Origin of the sequence: Vibrio chemaguriensis (genome assembly GCF_012275705.1) — a bacterium.
Classification (GTDB): Bacteria; Pseudomonadota; Gammaproteobacteria; order Enterobacterales; family Vibrionaceae; genus Vibrio; species Vibrio diabolicus.
The window spans coordinates 145110-167118 of sequence record NZ_SHOE01000004.1; the positions used below are offsets into that span (position 1 = coordinate 145110).

A 22009-nucleotide genomic window follows, 5' to 3' on the forward strand; every position below is an offset into this window, starting at 1 on the left:
GTTCAGTGATTAATATTACTCTTGATTGTTCACTGGGTTGGCATAGCTCGCCACCAAATAAGGTCTTGCACCTTCAGGTAACTGCTCCAATTTATCCGCGAGGTGACGCTTCACCGCCTCTGTGATGATGCTCGAATCTTCGCGTCCAGCAGCTAACAAGTTGATTGGGTACAACTTGTAGTTATTATGAATTTGGCGGTCGATTTCACCGGCAAGAGATTCTGGCGTTTCAAACTCTTGATCAATCACATCACCAAACGCGACATGCACACGGCCTTTATAACCAATGATGCCCTGAATAATGCTTTCGATATCTTCAAATTCACCTTTTTCATAACGGCCATTTTCTGCTTTTTCGTACAGCTCTTTTGCTTTGGCAATGTCACATGGATCATTTTCATAGGCAATCGAGACAGGAACGATTTTCAAAGAACGCGTGTATTCACCAAAGCTGATCTTCTGCTTGCGGCCTTCAACATGGAACATTTTTAAAATCGCAGGATCAGTAAAGTCGTTTCCATCTTTGGCACGACCTTCCTTTTGGGCAATCCAAATTGAATTACCGGTATCAAGCGAGTGTTTAATGTAGCTCGACAGTTGTCCTAATGCTTTCATCATTTCTCTAGGCGCCTTAGCAGAGCGCTTAACGATGAAGCTTTTATTGAGTCGCATCAATTCAGTCGCACATGGCTTCTTCAGCAGGTTGTCACCAATCGCAATACGAACTGTACGGTGCCCACTTTGGTACAAGCCATAGTTTACTAGCGCAGGGTCCATCGCAATATCACGGTGGTTAGAAACGAATAAGTACGACGTGTTTTTATCCAGCTTATCCAAACCAGAAAAAGTGACGCCATCCGTTGTCTTATTCAATGTATCTTTCAGATACTTCTTCACTTCAATCTGAATCGCTTCTACAGAATCAAGCTTGCTCCATTTAGCTTTCAGATAGATGCGCAGGATCGGGCTCATTAGCGTTTTAAACCACGCTGCTTTATTAGCAAAGCGATGATCGAGAATAGCAGTGATAAATTCATCATCTTGGATTAGACGATCCAGCGCTGCTGGAATTTCTTCGTCATTGTAAGGACGAATTTCAATATAAGGATCGGTATTGGCAGTCATTGTTCATTACATATCAAAAAAAGCTGGCACATTTTACGCATAGTTTTGCTGACAAGCAGCATTTCAACCCATACTTTTAACATGGTCATACCAGTTAGGCTACAATTTCTCATGCTAAAAAATTCTCTCAGCTGGTTGGAATCGTATAGGTTTAACGTTACCCTTAGCGCCAAAAAACACTGGTACTCATAATGAACTACGCAATTGAATTTCACGACGCTAAATACCCCTTTCTTGAAGTAGCTGCGCGCAAAAAAGCACTGAAGCACAGTCTGCTGTCTGTCGTCGAAGGGTTAGCCGTCATTAAATTGGGTAAGCAGGAGTATGCCATTGAACCAGGCCAATATTTTTGGATTCCTCAAGGATGTTTGAGCTCCCTCACCTTTTTACCTAATTCTCGTGTATATCGTTGTGATTTTTCTGTGCGTTTAAATGATGACTTCTCACAACAAGCAGGGTTTGTGAAACCTTCACCGCTGCTAAAAGCCCTCGTCGAGAAACTAGCAACAACAGCCGAGCGCTCAGATCTGCAAACCGATCTGCTGACGGTAGTAAGACATGAAGTATTGACTCTCTCTCCTAAACTAGCGCACTCAACGTTAACAAAAACCATCAATCAGTGGACGCCTGGTTGTGACATGGACATTTCTAAAGAGCTGTGCTTGGTACTCACACTCCGTGAAGCAAGAAAAATGAAGCTGTCGGGAAAGAAAGAAGAGCAGATTGTCGATACGCTTTTTGCGGGTAACACAGAAGAATATGAGCAACTTTGCTTTTTGGTCTTTGGAGAATCGCTATAAGTCGCACTCTAACGAGCCATCTTTTCAGTATTACGCAGAGTAACGCGCGCAGAAAATAGAGACTCAGATAAAAATAAAAAGGGCGTACATGGATGATGTACGCTCTTTTTATGTTCGCTCAAGGTGACTAGAAGGGAACTTCAATCTGCATCATCCAGTCAGCGTCGTAATATTCGTGCCAACGATAATCAAATCGCATTCTTGGCTGTCCGTCGGATTTATCACCAAAACCCACGCTAAACATCAGGCCATGACTACGGAGCCACTCTTCTGTGTCCATTTTGCTCTCTTCGTCTCGGAGCTCTTCCGGCATCCAAAAACCAAGCCCAAAATAATTCTTTTCTAGATTTTGGGTTAGGAGTGGTGTGTCTTCCGGCTTAATCGCCCACTCTTCCCAATAGTTTTCTGTTGGCCCTTCGAATTTCGCTTCCGCAGCATACCAAATCAACGCATCCGTACTTAATACGCCAATGGAATCTAAAATTTCTTCACAGATAGGAAGGGTGTTATCTTCAAACACAACAGAACGATCAGAAAAATAGTTACACGCAGAATGAGCTTGTGTGACCACAAGCAGCGCACATGCACTAAATACGGCTAATCTGACCATGAAAATCTGACCTCTCAGTTCCCAGATAATGTTTCTTTGTATAAGCCTTCGTTAAGCAACAATTCACAGACGGACGGGGTTGTGTAGGCGTTTATGTCTTCACCCGTAACCAATGCGTTACGTATATCCGTGCTTCTGACTTTTACTTTTTCAGGGCACGCCATAACAGTCCAACGTTCCATAATCTCGTCTGCTCTACTAAATTTAGCAAATTTGAAGAAATTATCAGGACCTATGACAAAAGTTATATCGGCTGTTGGGTAGATTTCTTGAATTTTTTCTAACAACGCATAGGTTGTCACACTTTGTCCGGGTTGGTACAAAGCTTGCTCTGCATCAGAACGCTGAACATTAGAAAGCCCCATATCTTTGATGAATGCATCAACCATTTTGCACCGAGTTGGGTAATCGAGCATATTCTTGCCCCAAGCGTGTGCAATGCTAGGTTCAAGTAGCACAAGGTCAAAGTGGCTCAATGACTCAATAACACTTTTGTGCCCTAAACTAGGTGGGTTAAATGCACTACCAAAAATGGCGATTTTTTTCATATCCGGTGATTACCTGGTTGAAGAGAGTTTTCTAATCTGATGATTTCGGTATGATACTACTAATCTTTACAGCTTTTGACCCTAAAGTCGTATTTATCAGTCTCAATTGCATGGTTTATCACCATTTGAGCAAGCGGGCTTTGGTGTCTGAAATATTTGCAGGAAAAGGAACCCTAAATGGAACAATCCATCCGTGATGAAATGCGTGTACTCCCTTCAATTGATCCGCATTTTGAAATTGAACGCCGTATTGCTTTTATTAAGCGTAAGCTACAAGAAGCAGGTTGTAAGTCACTGGTGCTTGGCATTAGTGGCGGTGTTGACTCAACCACGTTAGGTCGCCTTGCCCAGCTTGCAGTAGAACAATTGAATGCGGAATCTGGTACTGACAAATATCAGTTTATCGCAGTACGTCTGCCTTACGGTGAGCAAAAAGATGAAGATGAAGCGCAACTGGCACTCTCTTTCATCAAGCCAACACACTCTGTGTCTGTGAACATTAAAGATGGTGTTGACGGTTTGCATGCGGCGACTGATACCGCATTGCAAGGGACGGGCCTGCTTCCGACTGAAGCCGACAAAATTGATTTCGTAAAAGGTAACGTAAAAGCGCGAGCTCGTATGATTGCACAATATGAAATCGCTGGTTACGTTGGCGGCTTAGTATTGGGAACAGACCACTCAGCAGAGAACATCACCGGTTTTTACACTAAGTTTGGTGACGGCGCGTGCGACCTTGCCCCTCTATTTGGTTTAAGCAAGCGTCAAGTCCGCGAGTTGGCTGCAACATTAGGCGCACCAGAACTACTTGTTAAGAAAGTACCAACGGCAGATCTAGAAGAACTAGAGCCGCAAAAAGCAGATGAAGATGCTCTGAACTTAACTTATGAACAGATCGATGACTTCTTAGAAGGCAAACCCGTTCCACAGCAAGTGAGTGATCGTCTGGTAGCGATTTACAAAGCAACGCAGCACAAACGTCAGCCAATCCCAACGATTTACGACTAAGCGATATTTTCCGTTCACTTTTAAACTCAAAACGCTGCTAAAGTTAGCAGCGTTTTTATTGAGAACCGGGGAGCCTTCTCGCTTAGTTTGTTACCGTCACGTCCGTCTCTGGAACAGCACAACACGCCAATACGGTTCCCATCGCACGTTCCTCATCTGTCAACGCAGGCACGTCCGGATGATGTACTTGACCCGACGTAAGCTGAACCTTACACGCGCCGCATAAGCCAGCACGACAGCTATTGCTAACAACCTTCCCTGCGTCTTCAAGCTGATCTAACAACGTTTTCTGATTATTCCCTACAACTTTCGTCCCATTGAAATCGATCGCTATGCTCTTCTCTGGTCTTGAAGTGACTGAAGATACGCCAAACGCTTCTTGATGGTAGTTTTCTTCTGGCAGCCCTTTTCTTAGTAGGAGATTTTTCGCTTTCTCCATAAAACCATCAGGACCACACACAAACACTTGGCGCTGTTCAATATCTTTGATTTGCTTAATGTGTGACAAACTTAAACGCCCTTTTAACCCAAACCAATCAACGGCAGGCTGCGTCAAGCAGATTTTCACTTCTAACCCCGGGTGCTTACGCTTTAACTGCTCCAACTCAGAGCGACAAGGAATATCATTCTCGGTGCGACATTGATGGTAGAAAACCACGTTATCCAACTGATTGTGATCCGCTAAGTAACGCACCATTGATAACATTGGTGTTACTCCGCTACCCGCAGAGAGTAACAGCAGAGGCTGCGCTTCATGCGTTTTAAGGTGGAACTGGCCATCAGGTTGTTCTGCCTCTAAAACATCACCGACTTGTAAATTGTCTAAGAGCGAATTAGAGACTCTTCCACCTGCAATACGCTTAACAGAAATAGCATAGCGACCCGGACGAGACGGACTGGATGATAGCGTATAGCGTCGGCCCACTTTCTTACCATCAATATTCACCTCTATTGGCAGGTGTTGTCCTGGCAAGTAATTAGGTAAAGAACCTTTGTTTGGTTCTAACCATAAGGTCAAGAAGTCTTGGGCGATTTCTTCACGCTCAACACATGTTAACGTCATGCGCACTGGCGAGTTATCTGCGTAAAACTCCGGTTCTTTGTACTCCAATACTTCAACTTTATCGCCTTGACGAATAATGCCTTCATTTCGCGCGACAAGATTTTGCCCGAAGAACACACCACCGACATCATTTGCACGGAACTGTTGTAAGGTTTTAAGTGGCTCCTTGCTCTCTCGGAACGTGCCTCTTTGAGTATTCACCGTAGTCAGGATACAGCGCTCGCAAGGTTTGAGAGACTCAAACTCTACCTCACCGATTCGTATGCGCTTCCATGAATCTTCTTCAAACGGCTTGGTATCAGAGACCACTAAGTTAGTACGGAACTGATCCATAGAGTGTTGCTCAGAGCTTCTTCGGTTCAGTTCATCAAGGGAAGCCTGGCTAATCACTAACACCGGATAACCATCGGCAAAGCTAACGTTTTGTCCTAGCTTTTCGCGAACACGATTCGATTGCTCACCACTAAACAACAACTCAACACGTTGACCCAATACACGACTAAACCAATCATCTGCATCATCTGTGGTGGTATATGCAGTAAAGGTGTCTTTCCAAACTGTTGCTGGCGTTTCCTGCATTTTAAAGTCTTGATAACGGATTTTAAGCGGCTCCATCCCCAAACTGCTAAACACAACCCCATCGGATAATAAGGCAGACTTAATGGTTACCATTTGCGGATACTTTCGCGCGGTAATCATAGCGCCATCAGCTTTCGCAATCATAAAACGACGATCGAAGCTCAATCCTTGCTTCTCAACCCATACTGACGACAGCGATAATCCGCCAACTGACTTAACCGGAAAAACATTAATTTGGGACAAAATGGGTTGCGACATAGCCTTCTTCCTACAGGGTGTTTTTTATTTGTTGCAGTATTGTATACCCAAATCACATTAAGGTGCAGAGTCTATTGCCGCTTCATCCAACTCAATTTTTTCTGAATGCTATTCTTATAAATTTGGTTTGAGCGACAAGTATTTACTACACTCAACATTCGCGTTTTTTAACATCGTTCTGACCAAATACCGTTTGATAAAGTGTGATACGACACACATAATTCATCTGAGTTATCACTGCCCCCATTTATTGATTTGGAGCTTAATTATGGATACAAGAAAACTGGTTCTGATTTTGTTATGTATCTTTCTTCCGCCTGTCGCGGTGTTTATGGAGAAAGGTCTAAATAAAGACTTTTTGATTAACCTAATCTTGACGTGTTTCTTCTTTCTACCAGGTACGATCCACGCGCTTTGGTTAACAATGAAGTAACCACTTACACTCTCACTCTGTAGAAAAGTGAAAAATGGGATGAAATGTGAGGGCAATTCCTCTATCATCCTGTCGCCTAAGCGCAAGCGTTTGCTCAAAAGCAAATACGGCGCTTAGGCTCCAATCAGACAACTTTTCAATGGTGGGAGCAATTAATGACAACACTGACAATCACTCGTCCTGACGACTGGCACGTTCACTTACGCGATGGGGAAGTTCTTAAAGACACCGTTCGCGACATCAGCCGCTACAATGGCCGTGCGCTGATCATGCCAAATACCGTCCCACCAGTTACTACAACTGAGCTCGCCCTAGCCTACCGTGACCGAATTCTAAAAGAGCAACATGGCGAACAGTTTGAACCTTTGATGGCGCTTTACCTCACAGACAACACCACACCAGATGAAATACGTAAGGCTAAAGCCACCGGAAACATTGTTGCGGCCAAGCTTTATCCTGCTGGAGCTACCACAAACTCAGATTCCGGTGTGACCAATGCGAAGAACATTTACCACGTTCTCGAAGCGATGGAAGAAGTCGGAATGTTACTTCTGGTTCATGGCGAAGTAACACATCACGATGTTGATATCTTCGACCGAGAGAAAGAATTCCTTGATACTGTCCTCGCTCCTATCGTCAATGACTTCCCTAATCTTAAAATCGTTCTAGAACACATCACCACTGCCGACGCAGCAAACTTCGTTAATAACGCCTCAGATAACGTAGCTGCTACCATCACTGCTCACCACCTTCTTTTCAACCGTAACCATATGCTTGTGGGTGGTATTAAGCCTCATTTCTACTGTTTGCCAATTCTTAAGCGCAGCACCCACCAGCAAGCGCTGATCGAAGCTGCAACCAGTGGTAGCAAGAAGTTCTTCCTAGGTACCGACTCTGCGCCACATGCGAAAGGGGCAAAAGAGTCAGCTTGCGGTTGTGCTGGTTCTTACACCGCACACGCAGCGCTAGAGCTTTATGCAGAAGTATTCGAGAATGAAGGCAAGCTGGAAAACTTGGAAGCGTTTGCAAGCTTCAATGGTCCTGATTTTTACGGCATTGCGCGCAACACAGATACGGTAACGTTAGAAAAATCCGCTTGGGATGTGCCGGAAACGATGCCATTTGGCAATGATATCGTTGTGCCTATTCGAGCAAATGAACAGATCGAATGGAAAGTGAAGTAAGTACTTTACTTTCCATCCATAAAAGAGGGTCATGCCTTTCAGTGAAAAGAAGTCATGACCCTTGTTGTTCTTGTCTTGTTTTGAGCTGTGATTATTAGTGGCCGCGAATTTTTTCTACAGCAGTCCACACAGCAACCACAATCAAACCCGCCACAAAGCCGATAATGCCGTTAAGCAAAATAGGCAGAATCGCTGTAGCAACCGAATGACCACTAAAGTTCATAATAATCGGCTCTACAAAGTGATGAATGGCAGGCACGTTGTGCACTACAATCCCCCCACCGACTAAAAACATCGCGGCAGTACCCACAATCGTTAACAACTTCATCAGCTTTGGTGCAAAAGCAACTAAAGCACTGCCGACTTTCGCCATCCAGCCCTTACCTTTTGAGCGAATTTCAAGGTAGAAGCCCAAGTCATCCAATTTCACGATGCCTGCTACTAAGCCATAAACACCAATGGTCATGATGACTGCAATTAAGCTCACCACTAAGATTTGCGTCACAAGGCTCGCCTCAGTCACGGTACCCAACGCAATCACAATGATTTCCGCTGAAAGAATAAAGTCCGTTCGAATCGCACCAGCAACTTTGCGTTTTTCATACTCTTCTATCGACTCGCCAGTATTAACTAACTCTTCTTTTTCTTCGTGCGGATGGGAGTGAGGGAATACTTTCTCAAGCACCTTTTCTGCCCCTTCAAAGCAGAGAAACAAGCCGCCAATTAGCAATAGTGGCATGATAAGCCATGGAATAATCGCGCTAATTAGCAATGCTGAAGGAACTAAAATCAATTTGTTTTTGAACGAGCCTTTCGCAACCGCCCAAACCACTGGAATTTCTCGCTCAGATGCAACACCAGACACTTGTTGAGCGTTTAACGCTAGGTCATCACCCAACACACCTGCGGTTTTCTTTGCCGCCATTTTCGACATTAAGGCGACATCGTCGAGTACCGTGGCAATATCATCCAACAGTGTGAGTAAACTTGCTCCAGCCATTTTTTGTCTCTTATATGAAATTGAGTAAGTAACAAAATGTAACACCAATAAATCACTCATCAAAGTGATGATTTTGCAAAGAATACTATCCCAAATGGTGTTTTATATTGCCGTTAAGATAAGACAGGTCTAGTCTTGTGGTACCTTTCAGCAGTCAAAAGAAAAAGTATAGATGAAAAGTGGATACATTTACCCAATCGGTACCCCTGGCCAACCTTGGAGCGAAGAAGAACGTCAAGCTTGGTTAGCAACTCAAGAAGTAAAACGTAGCTACCAAGATGAAGTCGTCAGTAAAATCGATGCCCTACGCGAGCGTTTTGATGTTGAACAATACGGTGCGCTCTCATACAACGAGGCACGTTTCCCTCTGTTTTGTATCAAAACTCGCAACTGGGATTCAACGAAGCCTGTTGTTTTGGTCACAGGCGGCGTACACGGTTATGAAACCAGCGGTGTACATGGCGCTTTAAAGTTTGTAGAAACAGAAGCAGAGCGCTACGCAGAGCATTTCAATATTGTCGTTGCACCTTGCGTGAGCCCTTGGGGTTACGAGGTGATCAACCGCTGGAATCCAAACGCGATTGATCCAAACCGCTCTTTCTATAAGGATAGCCCCGCCGAAGAATCCGCCAACCTCATGAAGCTCGTTGCGACATTAGGCGATGTATTCATGCACATTGATTTGCACGAGACGACAGACTCCGATGAAACAGAGTTCCGTCCTGCGCTTGCCGCTCGTGATGGCATTGAGTACATCGAGGGCATGATCCCAGACGGTTTTTACACAGTTGGAGATAGTGAAAACCCTCAACCCGAGTTTCAAAAAGCGGTGATTGAATCGGTTGCGAAAGTGACTCACATTGCACCTGCAGATGAAAATGGCGAAATCATTGGTTCACCAGTCGTACAGTTTGGCGTTATCAACTACCCAATGGTGAAGCTGGGTCTGTGTGGCGGCGTAACAAATTGCGTTTACGGCACGACAACGGAAGTGTACCCAGACAGCCCAACGGTGACCGACGAAGAGTGCAACGATGCGCAAGTTGCAGCCGTGGTCGGTGGTCTGAATTACGTTCTGGCTCAGTTATAATAAGCGGTTCTTATATTGCTCCGGTGTCATGCCGGAGTATTTCTTGAACATTGCGATAAAAGGGCTAGCTTGGTTATAACCTAACGTCAACGCGACTTCCTTTACGGTCTGCCCTTTACGCAGCAACTCCATAGAATGTAAATATCGCACACGTAAGCGCCACTCAGTAAAGCTCATGCCCAACTCACTCTGGCAATGTCTCGCCAACGTGCGTTCTGTGGTATGCACTTTTTCCGCCCACTCCGCCAAACTGATCTCATCCGTCGGCGATTCTTCTACTGCTTTTAAGATCGGTTCAAGATACTTGTTATCGGTCGTTGGTAAAAAGTGGTGTTCCACTTCTTGCTTTGCGAGCTGGTCCAATAACACCTGGACCAAGCGCTTGTCTTCATCACTTTGCGCCACGTTAATGTCTCGTTGGCGAAAGTCCTCAATAATGGACGACACGATTGGAGTCACTTTGATCAGACTCGTTTTGGTAGGAAAGTGCGCCGTCAATTCAGGGGCAATGTTCAAAGAACAATATTCGATAGGTTTACGGTTGTAACTAGTATGACGGATTCCAGCAGGAACCCAAATTGCAAGATGCGGAGGCGCTAGAAATCTTGTATCTTCTGCATCCATCTCTAGGATCCCACCGCTGATCAGCTGCACTTGCCCCCAAGGATGGCTATGAATTCGCGTTTCTGTATTAGAGAGAAAGGCTTCAAAATTCATAAATACATCCGATGGTGCGCGGTCGATTGATAATGAGGGATGAAGATTTCTGGCGCTCTTTTTCAAAATTGTCTTCCTATCGCTTACGATGTCTTTTAAGAGATACTTTTTATTATAAAGACCTGCCAGACTAGCGCCATCAATAATTGTGCTATAGGGTTCTCATGATTTATTTACTTCCGTTTTTCACCGTTATGATTTGGGGTGGTAACTCAATTGTGAATAAGATGGCAGCAAGCGCCATTGAACCAAGTGCGATGAGTTTCTATCGTTGGTTTGTCGCAATGGTACTTCTAACTCCATTTTGTCTGCCTGCGATCATCAAACAACGACACATTATTCGACCTTACTTAACTAAGCTGGCATTTCTTGCGTTACTTGGCATGGTGCTCAACCAATCACTTGGCTACTACGCTGGTTTAACGACAACGGCTTCCAACATGGCACTGATTACCTCTTTGGTTCCTTTGATCAGTGTGTTTTTAAGTGTTCCTCTGTTAGGCAAGTCTGTATCAATGTTAAGTATCGTCGGTGGTGTGATTTCGCTCGGCGGCTTGGCGTTTATGCTTGGTCATGGTGATATCACCTACTTTTTACATCAAGACATGACCCAAGGTGATAGCCTTATGCTGATTGCAGCCATGGTATACGCGGCTTACTGCGTGCTGCTAAAACGCTGGAAGATGCCTTTCAGTAGTTTGACTCTGGTTTACATGCAAGGCTTCTTCTCGGTTGTGATGCTTACACCACTTTGGCTCTCTAGTGAGCAACTGCTACCAAGCCAAGACGCGCTACCATTAATCGCCTATGCTGGCATTGCGGCTTCCATTTTTGCGCCGTTAATGTGGGTGAAAGCGATTGATTCAATTGGCGCTGATTCAAGTGCCATGTTCATGAACTTAATGCCCGTGGTTTCTGTCGTACTTGCTTCAACGTTGATTGGTGAGAAAATTTACGCTTACCACATTATTGGTGGGCTGTTAGTCATCTCTGGCGTTATCCTGTCGCAAATAAAAATACGACACAGAAAGCCATTGCCCAATTCTGAGATTGCCTCCACCGCCAATTAATCCCAGTTCCCCAAGCCACAGAACCACTCTGTGGCTTTTTGTTTTCATCGTTCGAATAAAAGTTAATATTTTGTTTCATTCTCTATTCCCGAAAATTCATCTTACTGCTAAATTGGGAAAACAATAACCCATCAAGGAAAGACAGATGAGCAGTGGTCAAAGAGACATTACCCTTCGCTTTTTAGCAGAACCCAGTGACGTCAATTTCGGCGGAAAAGTGCACGGCGGCGCCGTAATGAAATGGATCGACTTAGCAGCCTACGCCTGCTCTGCAGCGTGGAGTGGCAAATATTGCATTACTGCATACGCAGGTGGTATTCGTTTTGTTGCGCCGATTCATGTCGGCAACTTAGTCGAAGTTAGCGCGAAAGTCATTTATACCGGACGAAGCTCAATGCACATCGCGATTGACGTGCAAGCCAGTGATCCAAAGCAAATGAAAAACAGACTCACCACCCACTGTATCGTTATTATGGTTGCTGTAGATGAGAACGGAAAACCAACCGACGTGCCGAAATGGGTTCCAGAATCTGATGAAGATAAAGCCTTGGAGCAATCCGCGATCCGCCTTATGAACATGCGCAAAGAAATCGGGGAAGAGATGGAAGCGCACGTAAAGTATCTCAAGTAACCTACATCCGTTAAGAACGCTATTGACTACCTCAACGTTACTTATAACCAGAGTGTGGAGCAACATCATGGTTTTGCCATTTGCTTCACACTCGGCCTCCTCTGTCATAAATCCTTCACCTAGCTTTGCTTAAATCCTTCCACTATTTTGGAGTTGGATAGAGTTTGGATCTTGAGACTAAAAGAAACGACCTTAAGTGAAGAGACGTTGACCAATTTAAAAGCGGTCGAGTACCAGTGGGTAAGAACCATGTACGTCGAGGGGTATAACGAAACAGAAATTAACCATTACATTCAGACCTGCTTTGGCGGTGATGTCACCTTTGCAAATTTATTTCGTCGCGTCGCACTACAGCAAGAAAGCTTATACACGCTGCTTCAATACGTTGGATGTGCCCCCTCCAGTCGAGAGTTTTAATCCTTACCTACCTCAATTTTACTGATACCTGAACTCAGGTTATTTATGTGAAGTGCTACGCAGGGCATTCTCCTAGCCCTGTGTAATCCATTGCAAAGCCGCTAATCTTTATCCGCTTATTGAACAACTGTATTTAACAGGTATAAAAAAACCTGAGTCTAAACTCAGGTTATGGTTACAAAAACTGTTAGTGATTGAATCGTAAGGAACTAAGCTAACAGCCAGCTATGCGTAACGCCAATAAAAGCCAAGATATTACTGATCGGCGGCCAAACCAAAATTGTAATATCCGTGCTACGTATAAGGGCGACCATGTGGTCGCCCTTTTCTAGTTATTCTTATCAATCTCAGACCACAAGAGATTATCCTTTCACACCACCAGCGGTTAGACCACCAACCAACCAGCGTTGAGCAAGTAAGAATACGGCAGTGATTGGCACTGCTGAAAGTACAGCAGCTGCTGCAAAGTCACCCCACAAGTAGTTTTGTGGATATAGGTATTGCTGCATACCCACTGCAAGTGTGTACGAGTCTACATCAGAAAGTAGTAGTGATGCTACAGGAACTTCACCAATTACCATGATGAACGACAAGATGAATACTACCGCTAGGATTGGTACAGACAATGGAAGCAATACCAAACGGAATGCTTGCCATGGTGTCGCACCATCCAGTGCCGCCGCTTCTTCTAACGAAGAGTCAATACTTTCGAAGTAGCCTTTAATCGTCCAAACGTGCAGTGCGATACCACCTAAATAAGCGAAGATCAGACCGCCGTGCGTGTTCAGACCAAGGAATGGGATGTACTGACCCAATTTGTCGAACAACGCGTATAGAGCAACCAATGCCAATACCGCAGGGAACATTTGGAAGATCATCATCGCTTTTAGGATAGTGTTCTTACCTTTGAACTTCATACGAGCAAACGCATAAGCTGATGTGGTAGATAGCGCCACGATTAGGATTGCAGAAATACCACCCACTTTTACTGAGTTCCACAGCCATGTCATGACTGGGAATGGTGGCGGTGTAACTGTACCGTCTGGGTTAGTCACCGAGAAACCTAATGCCAATTTCCAGTGATCAAGCGTTGGGTTGTCTGGGATCAGACTACCCGTTGCAAAGTTACCTTCACGGAATGAAATCGCGATGATCATCAGTAAAGGGAAAATAATCAGTGCCAAGAATGCCCACATCGCAATATGAGTAGCCCAAACACGATACTTTAATGACTTACCTTGTACCATTGCCATTGTAATCTCTCCTTAGTCCTGAGCTACTTTAGTTACGCGTAGGTTGATAAGTGCCAATGCGCCAACCAATAGGAAGATAAGTGTTGCTACTGCACTTGCTAGACCGAAGTCTTGACCGCCCGCACCTTCGAATGCGATTCGGTAGGTGTAACTTACCAATAGGTCTGTGTAACCCGCAGGTTCTGACGTACCAATCATGTTTGGACCACCGCCTGTCAACAACTGGATAAGCACGAAGTTGTTGAAGTTGAAGGCAAAGCTCGCAATCAACAGCGGTGTTAACGGCTTCAACATCATTGGTAGCGTGATACGAGTAAAGTTAGTAATAAAGTTCGCACCATCAATTGCTGACGCTTCATATAAATCATCAGGAATCGCTTTGAGTAGACCCATACATAGAATCATCATGTAAGGGAAACCAAGCCACGTGTTCACAATCAGGATCATGGTTTTCGCCATGAACGGGTCTGAGAACCAAGCAGGGCTAATACCGAACAAACCTTCCAGAAGCATGTTGATCTCACCAAAGCTTTGGTTAAACAAACCTTTAAAGATCAAGATAGAAATAAACGCCGGTACCGCATAAGGCAGAATCAGTAAGAGTCGGTAAACCGAGCGGCCTTTTAATGCTTCCCACTGAACAACACTTGCTAGAACAAGACCAATTACAAGCGTAAATAGTACGGTGAGTGCTGAGAACACAATCGTCCAAATAAAGATACTGATAAACGGCTCTTTGATGCCATCATCTTTCCACACACGCTCAAAGTTGTGTGTGCCAATGTTCACCACAAAGCCAGGAGACACTGTGCTACCAACAAACTGACCGTTTTCATCGACAGGTTGGTAGTAACCTACTTCCATATTTGGACGTAACGTCTCTTCAGTACGATTGTTGTAAAGCGTTTCGCCGTCTTCTTGCAGCGTGTACAAAGGCACAACTGCCGCAAACTTACGTAACCCGCTCATGCGGATGTCTTCACCGCTCGGCAGATGCAAATCAACACTGCTCAACGTATTACGGCTCTTAACAATCGTCTTGATTGATTCTTTCTCGCCCGTTGCTTCTTCAATTGGTGATAGGTCAAGATCCGATGCTGAGAGGCTATCTAGTTGAAAAGTGGGCGTAGCAAGTAGCTCACCATCTTTTTCAACCACAAGCTGATGTCCTTGATCCGTTTTATATAAAGTGAACGGGTAGCTATCACCACTTTGATAAGTTCTGTCCAAAAGTACGCTCTGCGCACGATCAAAAGAGAGTTGGTTTTTCGCGCTGTAGTTGGTAAACGCCAAACCTATGGTGTACGCCAGAGGGAAAAGAATGAAAAGGATCATCCCTGCGATACCAGGGTAGATGTAACGGTGTGCGTACGTCTTTTTACTACCAAAGATGAACAACGCTAAAGCGGTAAGAATGATCGTAAGTAGTGCAAACGCAATCTCACCGCGTGAATACATAAGGATTGTTGCGTAGCCATTGATAATGCCGACTGTGCCTAAAAGTGACCATTTCATGAACACTTTTTTGCTGCTCGGAAGGCTGGCTTCTGGTGCTGTCATAGCATTTGTACCTTGAACTGACTGCATAGGGAACCTGCTAGCGAATATAGAATAAATATAGAAAAGTAAGGAGGAGTTTCCCCCTCCTTAAAAAGGTCTTACTTAATTATTTAGTCATTTGTTTTTCTGCGTCTGCCAATGCTGCATCGACAGTTTGACGACCATCAACTACGTTGATGATTGCGTTCTTAGCCGCGCCCCAGAATGCGTTCATTTGAGGAATGTTTGGCATAATTTCGCCGTTCATCGCGTTGTCCATAGTCGCAGCGATACGAGTATCTGAATCTAGTTCACGTTGGAACGAGTTAAGCGCTACCGCACCTAGAGGCTTATCGTTGTTAACCATACGTAGGCCATCGTTTGTTAGTAGGTAGTTCTCAATGAACTCAACCGCTAGGTCTTTATTTGGAGACGCAGTGCTGATACCAGCCGTTAGAACACCAACGAATGGCTTAGAAGATTGACCTTGGAACTTAGGTAGCGTAGTCACGCCGTAGTTAACGCCAGACTTCTCGATGTTGCCCCAAGACCATGGACCGTTGATCGTCATCGCTGTCTTACCTTGGTTGAATGCAGACTCAGATACTGAGTAGTCCATATCTGCAGAGATTACGCCTTTGTCTACCAAGCCTTTTACGAAGCTCATTGCGTCTTTAACGCCTTCTTTCGCGATACCAGCGTCTTTAACATCGTAACCTTCAGAAGTGTATTTGAACGCGTAGCCGCCATCAGCAGCCATTAGTGGCCAAGTGAAGTACGGTTCTTTTAGGTTCCACATGATTGCAGACTTGCCGTCTTTTTTAAGTTTTGCATCTAGCGCTGCAACTTCTTCCCAAGACTTCGGTGGGTTTGGAACTAGGTCTTTGTTGTAGATTAGAGATAGAGACTCAACCGCAACTGGGTAGCCGATCAATTTGCCGTCGTAACGTACAGCATCCCAAGCGAAATCAACAATACCTTCTTGAATGTTCTTAGAAGGTTTAATTTCTGCTAGCAGGCCAGCTTCTGCGTAACCACCGAAACGGTCGTGAGCCCAGAATACGATGTCAGGACCGTCACCAGTCGCTGCAGTTTGAGGAAATTTGTCTTGAAGGCCATCTGGGTGAGCCACTGTCACTTTAATGCCAGTGTCTTCTTCGAATTTTTTACCAACTTCAGCAAGGCCATTGTAACCTTTGTCGCCGTTGATCCAGATAGTAAGTTGTCCTTCTTCGATGGCAGCATTAGCACCAAAAGAACCCAAAGCAACAAGAGTACCTAGTGCTACAGCGCTTAACTTTTTCATGTTCGTATCCTTTTTATATTTTTGATGTAGGGCTAGTCCATTGAGGTTCAGCCGTATTTCGACATATATCATCTGAAATAATCCAATATGTCTCATCCTCCTAATCCCTACGCCCTTACAATTATGACGTATTTTCGTGATCTAAATCGCCAAGGGTAAGAGACTCAAATCACAAAACGGATACTTCCTGTGATCGGTTTCAACTTTAGGTGGTGCAATAATGTGATTTCCGACCAACTGCTTTATTCCTCCTCCTTTTTTACTCCTCCCTACCTACTCCCCCTGCAATTATTTCTATTAGGAGGATGTCGCACCTCGCACAATCTTACAAACTTCAGTCATCCAAGAGTGGATGGTAAGAACCCTTTCCCAGCAGTGCCTACGTATTAGGAAAAAGATTTGCTGGTTTTGCATTGCCAGACGAGTGGAATGTCATTATTGGTGTTGTTTGTGGTAATTATTTCACGGGGGAGACAACACGAATAATGTGGGGGAGAGAAACTCGTACTTGGCTATGATGGGTAGCACTTCTATTCAGGACATTTTATTGAAGTGCTACCCTACTTTTCTTACCAACCGCAATAACTTACCGATTCCTACTGTTACTGCTCGCTAGATAATTCATATAATGATGAGCGGTGAATAATAAAAAATTGATCGAGGACGAGCTACATGGCGAGTGTCACGTTAAAAAATGTTTGTAAAGCGTATGGCGACGTACTGATTTCTAAGAACGTAGACCTAACAATCAACGAAGGTGAATTTGTTGTTTTCGTAGGTCCATCAGGTTGTGGTAAATCTACCCTTTTACGTTGTATTGCCGGTCTTGAAGACATTACTTCAGGTGATTTGTATATTGGTGACCAGCGCATGAATGACGTCGAACCATCCAAACGTGGTGTTGGTATGGTATTCCAGTCTTACGCTCTTTACCCACACCTTAACTTATATGACAATATGTCATTTGGCTTAAAATTAGCAAAAGCAGACAAAGCAGAAATCGACAAACGTGTTGAGCAAGCTGCAGAAATTCTACAACTGGGTCACTTACTTGAACGCCAACCAAAAGCGCTTTCAGGTGGTCAGCGTCAACGTGTGGCTATCGGTCGAACACTGGTATCGCAACCTAATGTATTCCTTCTGGATGAACCACTATCAAACTTGGATGCCGCACTGCGTGTAAACATGCGTGCGCAAATCACTAAGCTACAACGTCAACTTGGTTGTACCATGATCTACGTAACGCACGATCAGGTAGAAGCAATGACAATGGCAGATAAAATCGTTGTACTAGACGGCGGTTATGTATCGCAAGTTGGTAAGCCGCTTGAGCTTTACCATTACCCACAAAACCGCTTTGTAGCAGGCTTTATCGGTTCTCCGAAAATGAACTTCATGAGCGTATTCATTGATGAAGTAGAAGCAGAGCGCGTCAAAGTTCAACTATCTAATGGCGTATCTTTCTGGATTCCAGTGGATGGCACGACGGTTAACCGTGGCGACCGCATGTCTTTAGGCATTCGCCCTGAGCACCTATTATCCGCTTCTGAAGCTGATGCAAGCATTCACGGTGAAGTGATGATTGTTGAGAAGCTAGGTAACGAAACTCAAGTATACCTAAACCTAGAAGGTGCGGACGCGGACGTTATTTTCCGTCAGCCTGACACGCTCGCAGTCGATACCGGCGATAAAATCGAGATTGGTATTCCAGCACACCGTTGTCACCTGTTCCACAGTGATGGTCGTGCATGCCGCCGCCTATACAAAGAAAACGGCGTAGAAGTCGAATAATTCTTTCGTCCTGATTCACAATAAATCCCTCTCACTTGAGAGGGATTTTTTTATCCTAATAAATATAAGTAATTCGATACTAAATCATTAATCGTTAACGAATAAGATCACCCGTTTCTTCTACCTTTACATAAACCATTGTCTTTGTACTGATACTTCATTTTTAATACTTTTCCTCATCCCTCATGAGTAAGTACCAGCTTTTTCCTAACCCGCCAAACTTAGCCAAAGGTCTAAATTTCATTCTTATTTCCACTTACCTCAACAACGCAAATTTTTACACTTATCAACGAAATTACACGTGACAAAAAACTCAGAAGCATTCAACAGAATGCTCTGTTCACCAACTACTAATAACGCTCACGACACGGCAATTGGGGGAGACACCCAAGGGCGGTAGCGTGTAAGAAGGGAAACTGAGTCATGAAACAAAAAGGACTTATCCGCTCTCACGAGATGGAGTTCGCTTTTTTATATCGCATCTCAGATCTTGCTGTCATCGTCTCTTTTATGCTGCTTTTAGTGTTCAAAGACATGAATACTGCGATGGGGAAAGATTACGTCATACTGGCTTTTGTTGGAGGCATCTCCTTTCTATTTATGGCAGAAAGCGGCAATCTGTACCGCTCTTGGCGAACCAGTTCGTTTAAAGAGCAGATGATTATTGTCTGTGTGGCCTGGGCAGTAACTTCCGCGCTTATCTTTATTGTTCTGTATTTTTCGGAAGTCTATGACTTATTTGATAACACTATTCTGGCATTGTGGTTTGCGATTACGCCCGCTCTACTTTTGGCATGGCGAGTGACATTCCGTACCGGATTAGCCTATTTAAGAAAAAAAGGATTCAACACTCGTACTGCAATAATCATCGGCCAAACTCCTCACGGCATTACCCTTGCTAACGAAATTCAAAACCACACTGAACACGGTGTACTTTTTGATGGCTTTTACGATGAGCGTTCTTCCGACAGATTGCCAAATTCTGCTTACCCTATTAAAGGGGCAGTTGACCACGCTCTTGAGCGAGCCAAGAAAGGGGAAGTGGATTACGTCTATATCGCAATGCCAATGCACGCAAAAGAACGTATTGCATCGCTTCTTAACCAATTCTCAGACACCACCGCAAATACGTATCTGATTCCTGACTTCTTTACCTATAACCTTTTGCATTCTCGTTGGGCGCAAATCGGCCAAGTTCAAACGCTCAGCGTATTTGATACGCCATTTGCTGGAATTTCTTCCTGGGTAAAACGGTTTGAAGACATCTTGTTTTCGAGCATTATTTTAGCCTTGATATCTCCAGTCCTGCTCACCATTGCGATTGGCATTAAGCTGACCTCTAAAGGTCCGGTCATTTTTAAACAGCATCGTTACGGCCTCGATGGACGCAAGATTGAAGTATGGAAATTCCGTTCAATGACCACTATGGATCAAGGCCCTCACGTGAAACAGGCGACAAAGAACGACCCACGCATTACGCCTTTTGGTGGTTTTCTGCGTCGCACCTCTTTGGATGAACTGCCTCAATTTATCAATGTACTGCAAGGGACCATGTCTATTGTTGGTCCACGCCCTCACGCCGTGGCGCACAATGAAGAGTATCGCCAGATTGTTGACCGCTACATGCTACGTCACAAAGTAAAACCGGGCATTACTGGCTGGGCGCAAATTAATGGCTATCGCGGCGAAACAGACACCTTAGAAAAAATGGAAAAGAGAGTCGAGTTTGATTTGGATTACATCCACCACTGGTCGGTTTGGATGGACATCAAAATCATCTTTATGACCGTTTTCAAAGGCTTCACTGGTGCTAACGCTTACTAAGGTTGAGATTATGAAGAAACTGACAATGGCAATAGCATTGAGTCTGTTTTCAACTGGCTTACTCGCAGAACCGATGGCTTACCAAACCGAGTCTGGCATTGAGTTTATTCCCCTCGTAAGAACTTTCTACGAGGGCGATGACAACATCAACAAAGCGGAGGAATCCGGCAATGTAGAATCGGTCAATATTTGGGGTATAGAGCCAAGCTTATTAGCACGTATAGAAAGGAATCGCTATCGCGCAGATATTTTGTACAAGTTGAAAGCAGGTTTTTCATCCGATGACCGCAACGACTTCGACGATCATACCTTTCAGTTTTCCAACTTTTTTGAGTTCAATCATCGTCATCGTTTAGTGGTTGATTATCGTTTTCGCGCCCAGCATGAAATTAGAGGGGAAGACATTACCGAAGGTAATGGTAGCGCAATAGACTCACCAATTGAGTTCAACCGTAACGATATCAAAACCAATTATGTCTTTGGCTCTAACGGTGCAAAAGGCAGACTCGAATTCGGTTTAGGCTACAGTGATAAAACCTATCAAAACTACCGTGACGGATTACCTGGGCGCCCAAACGCTAAAACGAAATACAACGATTTTCGAGCTCCCAATGCACACTTGGAATTCTATTTAAGGGCGACGCCAAGAACCTATTGGTTGGTTGGGACAAAACAAATAGTAACCGACTATCAGCACCGAAATTCTGCGCAGCCTTCCAAAGATAATAACACCAGTTTCTATTACACCGGTGCCGAATGGGAAGTCACAGGAAAAACCAAAGGCATCGCTCGACTCGGTTATCAAATCAAAGATTTTGACAGCGCTCAACGAGAGACATTTAAAGGCTTCAGTTGGGATATCGGCTTTGAATGGCTGCCTCAAGAACAAACTCTAGTCAGCGTGAAAACCACTCAAGCGGCAGTTAACCCAGATCAAGATGGCGATTACAACCTACAAACTCGTTATCGACTGAACCTCAAGCACGATTGGAATAGTTACCTTGCAACTCGCTTAGGTGCTATTTATCAACAAGATGACTATACGGGGATCACCAGAAACGACGATCGCTACACCCTATCTTTTGGTATCGATTATCAAATTAAACGCTGGATACAGCTGCAAGCCGATTGGCAATACCAAGATAAAACCTCTAACCGACCAGGTTATAGCTTTGAACAAAACATTTGGACTTTAAGCGCACAGTTTTCTCTGTAACAAGGATTTTTAATGAAGTCATTCATCACATTCATGAGCGTCGCGTTATTGCTATTTAGCACCTTGGTAAACGCTGACTCAAGCAAAGAAGATTACTTACTCGACACGGGCGATACCATTTCCGTGCAGGTCTACGGTGAAGAAGATCTTACGATTAAAAATATTCTAATAACGTCAGATGGCTATTTTGATTACCCCTACCTTGGCCGAATCAAAGCAATCAAAAAAACACCGAAACAACTCAAGTACGAAATAGAAACGGGTTTAAAAGGCGATTATCTCATCAACCCAAAAGTGATGGTCACTATTAATAACTTTCGTCTGTTTTATGTCAATGGCGAAGTCAGGAAACCAGGTGGATTTGAATATCGACCAGGATTAACTATCGAAAAGGCCATCGCTTTAGCTGGTGGCTTGACCGACCGAGCCTCACGCAAAGGCATTAACCTCACCAAACATAAAACGGGTCAAACGATAGAGGGTGTCAGTATGCACCGCAACGTGGAACCTGGTGACATTGTATTTATCGACCAGAGCTTCTTTTAAG

Annotated in this window: 21 protein-coding genes; 12 read left to right on the forward strand and 9 right to left on the reverse strand. The window is 44.3% G+C overall.

Annotation, left to right across the window (positions count from 1 at the left end; all coding sequences use genetic code 11):
- Positions 1-15: 15 nt before the first annotated feature.
- Positions 16-1125 (reverse strand): 1-acyl-sn-glycerol-3-phosphate acyltransferase, encoded by a 1110-nt coding sequence (locus EX191_RS06165; protein WP_006742201.1) that lies wholly within the window; start codon positions 1123-1125, stop codon positions 16-18.
- Between the two features lie 191 nt (positions 1126-1316).
- Between EX191_RS06165 and EX191_RS06170 the strand changes: the two genes are divergently transcribed.
- Entirely contained in the window at positions 1317-1925 is a 609-nt protein-coding gene (locus tag EX191_RS06170) for a cupin domain-containing protein (RefSeq protein WP_005392502.1), read from the forward strand.
- 127 nt (positions 1926-2052) lie between these two features.
- On the opposite strand, the gene EX191_RS06175 is transcribed toward EX191_RS06170, so the two are convergent.
- Both EX191_RS06175 and EX191_RS06180 read right to left on the reverse strand, forming a co-directional pair.
- Complete coding sequence (locus EX191_RS06175) at positions 2053-2535, reverse strand: hypothetical protein (protein WP_006742203.1); 483 nt, start codon at positions 2533-2535, stop codon at positions 2053-2055.
- A 14-nt stretch (positions 2536-2549) separates the two neighbouring features.
- Positions 2550-3083, reverse strand: coding sequence for a nicotinate-nicotinamide nucleotide adenylyltransferase (locus EX191_RS06180; protein ID WP_104973047.1), 534 nt, complete (start codon positions 3081-3083; stop codon positions 2550-2552).
- A gap of 177 nt (positions 3084-3260) precedes the next feature.
- Between EX191_RS06180 and nadE the strand changes: the two genes are divergently transcribed.
- On the forward strand, positions 3261-4091 hold the full coding sequence (nadE, locus tag EX191_RS06185; protein ID WP_006742205.1) for an ammonia-dependent NAD(+) synthetase: 831 nt from the start codon (positions 3261-3263) through the stop codon (positions 4089-4091).
- An 82-nt stretch (positions 4092-4173) separates the two neighbouring features.
- Here the strand turns inward: nadE and EX191_RS06190 are convergent, their stop codons facing one another.
- A complete protein-coding gene (locus tag EX191_RS06190) occupies positions 4174-5991 on the reverse strand; it encodes a hybrid-cluster NAD(P)-dependent oxidoreductase (protein WP_193447358.1) in 1818 nt (605 codons plus the stop codon).
- A 268-nt stretch (positions 5992-6259) separates the two neighbouring features.
- Between EX191_RS06190 and EX191_RS06195 the strand changes: the two genes are divergently transcribed.
- Positions 6260-6424: a YqaE/Pmp3 family membrane protein gene (locus tag EX191_RS06195; protein WP_005375297.1), complete on the forward strand. Its 165-nt coding sequence runs from the start codon at positions 6260-6262 to the stop codon at positions 6422-6424.
- A 155-nt stretch (positions 6425-6579) separates the two neighbouring features.
- Positions 6580-7608: a dihydroorotase gene (pyrC, locus tag EX191_RS06200; protein ID WP_046873770.1), complete on the forward strand. Its 1029-nt coding sequence runs from the start codon at positions 6580-6582 to the stop codon at positions 7606-7608.
- Between the two features lie 94 nt (positions 7609-7702).
- Here the strand turns inward: pyrC and EX191_RS06205 are convergent, their stop codons facing one another.
- A complete protein-coding gene (locus EX191_RS06205; protein ID WP_193447359.1) occupies positions 7703-8608 on the reverse strand; it encodes a DUF808 domain-containing protein in 906 nt (301 codons plus the stop codon).
- Between the two features lie 172 nt (positions 8609-8780).
- Here EX191_RS06205 and EX191_RS06210 point away from each other — a divergent pair, with 172 nt between their 5' ends.
- Positions 8781-9698, forward strand: coding sequence for a M14 family metallopeptidase (locus EX191_RS06210; RefSeq protein WP_193447360.1), 918 nt, complete (start codon positions 8781-8783; stop codon positions 9696-9698).
- On the opposite strand, the gene EX191_RS06215 is transcribed toward EX191_RS06210, so the two are convergent.
- A complete protein-coding gene (locus EX191_RS06215) occupies positions 9693-10481 on the reverse strand; it encodes an AraC family transcriptional regulator (RefSeq protein ID WP_048625321.1) in 789 nt (262 codons plus the stop codon). The genes EX191_RS06210 and EX191_RS06215 overlap by 6 nt on opposite strands.
- A gap of 98 nt (positions 10482-10579) precedes the next feature.
- Between EX191_RS06215 and EX191_RS06220 the strand changes: the two genes are divergently transcribed.
- The 3 genes from EX191_RS06220 to EX191_RS06230 all read left to right on the forward strand — a co-directional run bounded on the left by EX191_RS06220 (position 10580) and on the right by EX191_RS06230 (position 12533).
- The gene (locus EX191_RS06220; protein WP_074189861.1) at positions 10580-11485 is read left to right on the forward strand and encodes a DMT family transporter; all 906 of its coding nucleotides are present in this window, start codon (positions 10580-10582) and stop codon (positions 11483-11485) included.
- A 145-nt stretch (positions 11486-11630) separates the two neighbouring features.
- Positions 11631-12116 carry an acyl-CoA thioesterase gene (locus tag EX191_RS06225; protein WP_005392490.1) on the forward strand — a complete coding sequence of 162 codons (486 nt, stop codon included), beginning with the start codon at positions 11631-11633 and terminating at the stop codon, positions 12114-12116.
- 171 nt (positions 12117-12287) lie between these two features.
- Complete coding sequence (locus EX191_RS06230) at positions 12288-12533, forward strand: hypothetical protein (RefSeq protein ID WP_005375277.1); 246 nt, start codon at positions 12288-12290, stop codon at positions 12531-12533.
- A 362-nt stretch (positions 12534-12895) separates the two neighbouring features.
- Here EX191_RS06230 and malG read toward each other — a convergent pair whose 3' ends face one another.
- The 3 genes from malG to malE form a co-directional block, all read right to left on the reverse strand.
- Positions 12896-13786: a maltose ABC transporter permease MalG gene (malG, locus tag EX191_RS06235; protein ID WP_005375275.1), complete on the reverse strand. Its 891-nt coding sequence runs from the start codon at positions 13784-13786 to the stop codon at positions 12896-12898.
- A 12-nt stretch (positions 13787-13798) separates the two neighbouring features.
- The gene (gene malF, locus EX191_RS06240; protein ID WP_031780258.1) at positions 13799-15373 is read right to left on the reverse strand and encodes a maltose ABC transporter permease MalF; all 1575 of its coding nucleotides are present in this window, start codon (positions 15371-15373) and stop codon (positions 13799-13801) included.
- Between the two features lie 79 nt (positions 15374-15452).
- Complete coding sequence (gene malE / locus EX191_RS06245; RefSeq protein WP_005375272.1) at positions 15453-16631, reverse strand: maltose/maltodextrin ABC transporter substrate-binding protein MalE; 1179 nt, start codon at positions 16629-16631, stop codon at positions 15453-15455.
- 672 nt (positions 16632-17303) lie between these two features.
- Between malE and malK the strand changes: the two genes are divergently transcribed.
- From malK to EX191_RS06265, 4 genes are all read left to right on the forward strand, one after another.
- Positions 17304-18422, forward strand: a complete 1119-nt coding sequence (gene malK, locus EX191_RS06250; RefSeq protein ID WP_005375271.1) for a maltose/maltodextrin ABC transporter ATP-binding protein MalK — start codon at positions 17304-17306, stop codon at positions 18420-18422.
- A gap of 423 nt (positions 18423-18845) precedes the next feature.
- On the forward strand, positions 18846-20246 hold the full coding sequence (locus EX191_RS06255; RefSeq protein WP_005392488.1) for an undecaprenyl-phosphate glucose phosphotransferase: 1401 nt from the start codon (positions 18846-18848) through the stop codon (positions 20244-20246).
- A 10-nt stretch (positions 20247-20256) separates the two neighbouring features.
- Positions 20257-21462, forward strand: a complete 1206-nt coding sequence (locus tag EX191_RS06260) for an outer membrane beta-barrel protein (protein WP_005392487.1) — start codon at positions 20257-20259, stop codon at positions 21460-21462.
- A 33-nt stretch (positions 21463-21495) separates the two neighbouring features.
- Entirely contained in the window at positions 21496-22008 is a 513-nt protein-coding gene (locus tag EX191_RS06265) for a polysaccharide biosynthesis/export family protein (RefSeq protein ID WP_225311846.1), read from the forward strand.
- Position 22009: the final 1 nt, after the last annotated feature.

Coding starts and splice junctions, on each gene's coding strand:
- EX191_RS06165 (WP_006742201.1), bottom strand. CDS start 1,125: ATGACTGCCAATACCGATCCTTATATTGAAATTCGTCCTTACAATGAC.
- EX191_RS06170 (WP_005392502.1), top strand. CDS start 1,317: ATGAACTACGCAATTGAATTTCACGACGCTAAATACCCCTTTCTTGAA.
- EX191_RS06175 (WP_006742203.1), bottom strand. CDS start 2,535: ATGGTCAGATTAGCCGTATTTAGTGCATGTGCGCTGCTTGTGGTCACA.
- EX191_RS06180 (WP_104973047.1), bottom strand. CDS start 3,083: ATGAAAAAAATCGCCATTTTTGGTAGTGCATTTAACCCACCTAGTTTA.
- nadE (WP_006742205.1), top strand. CDS start 3,261: ATGGAACAATCCATCCGTGATGAAATGCGTGTACTCCCTTCAATTGAT.
- EX191_RS06190 (WP_193447358.1), bottom strand. CDS start 5,991: ATGTCGCAACCCATTTTGTCCCAAATTAATGTTTTTCCGGTTAAGTCA.
- EX191_RS06195 (WP_005375297.1), top strand. CDS start 6,260: ATGGATACAAGAAAACTGGTTCTGATTTTGTTATGTATCTTTCTTCCG.
- pyrC (WP_046873770.1), top strand. CDS start 6,580: ATGACAACACTGACAATCACTCGTCCTGACGACTGGCACGTTCACTTA.
- EX191_RS06205 (WP_193447359.1), bottom strand. CDS start 8,608: ATGGCTGGAGCAAGTTTACTCACACTGTTGGATGATATTGCCACGGTA.
- EX191_RS06210 (WP_193447360.1), top strand. CDS start 8,781: ATGAAAAGTGGATACATTTACCCAATCGGTACCCCTGGCCAACCTTGG.
- EX191_RS06220 (WP_074189861.1), top strand. CDS start 10,580: ATGATTTATTTACTTCCGTTTTTCACCGTTATGATTTGGGGTGGTAAC.
- EX191_RS06225 (WP_005392490.1), top strand. CDS start 11,631: ATGAGCAGTGGTCAAAGAGACATTACCCTTCGCTTTTTAGCAGAACCC.
- malG (WP_005375275.1), bottom strand. CDS start 13,786: ATGGCAATGGTACAAGGTAAGTCATTAAAGTATCGTGTTTGGGCTACT.
- malF (WP_031780258.1), bottom strand. CDS start 15,373: ATGCAGTCAGTTCAAGGTACAAATGCTATGACAGCACCAGAAGCCAGC.
- malE (WP_005375272.1), bottom strand. CDS start 16,631: ATGAAAAAGTTAAGCGCTGTAGCACTAGGTACTCTTGTTGCTTTGGGT.
- malK (WP_005375271.1), top strand. CDS start 17,304: ATGGCGAGTGTCACGTTAAAAAATGTTTGTAAAGCGTATGGCGACGTA.
- EX191_RS06255 (WP_005392488.1), top strand. CDS start 18,846: ATGAAACAAAAAGGACTTATCCGCTCTCACGAGATGGAGTTCGCTTTT.
- EX191_RS06260 (WP_005392487.1), top strand. CDS start 20,257: ATGAAGAAACTGACAATGGCAATAGCATTGAGTCTGTTTTCAACTGGC.
- EX191_RS06265 (WP_225311846.1), top strand. CDS start 21,496: ATGAGCGTCGCGTTATTGCTATTTAGCACCTTGGTAAACGCTGACTCA.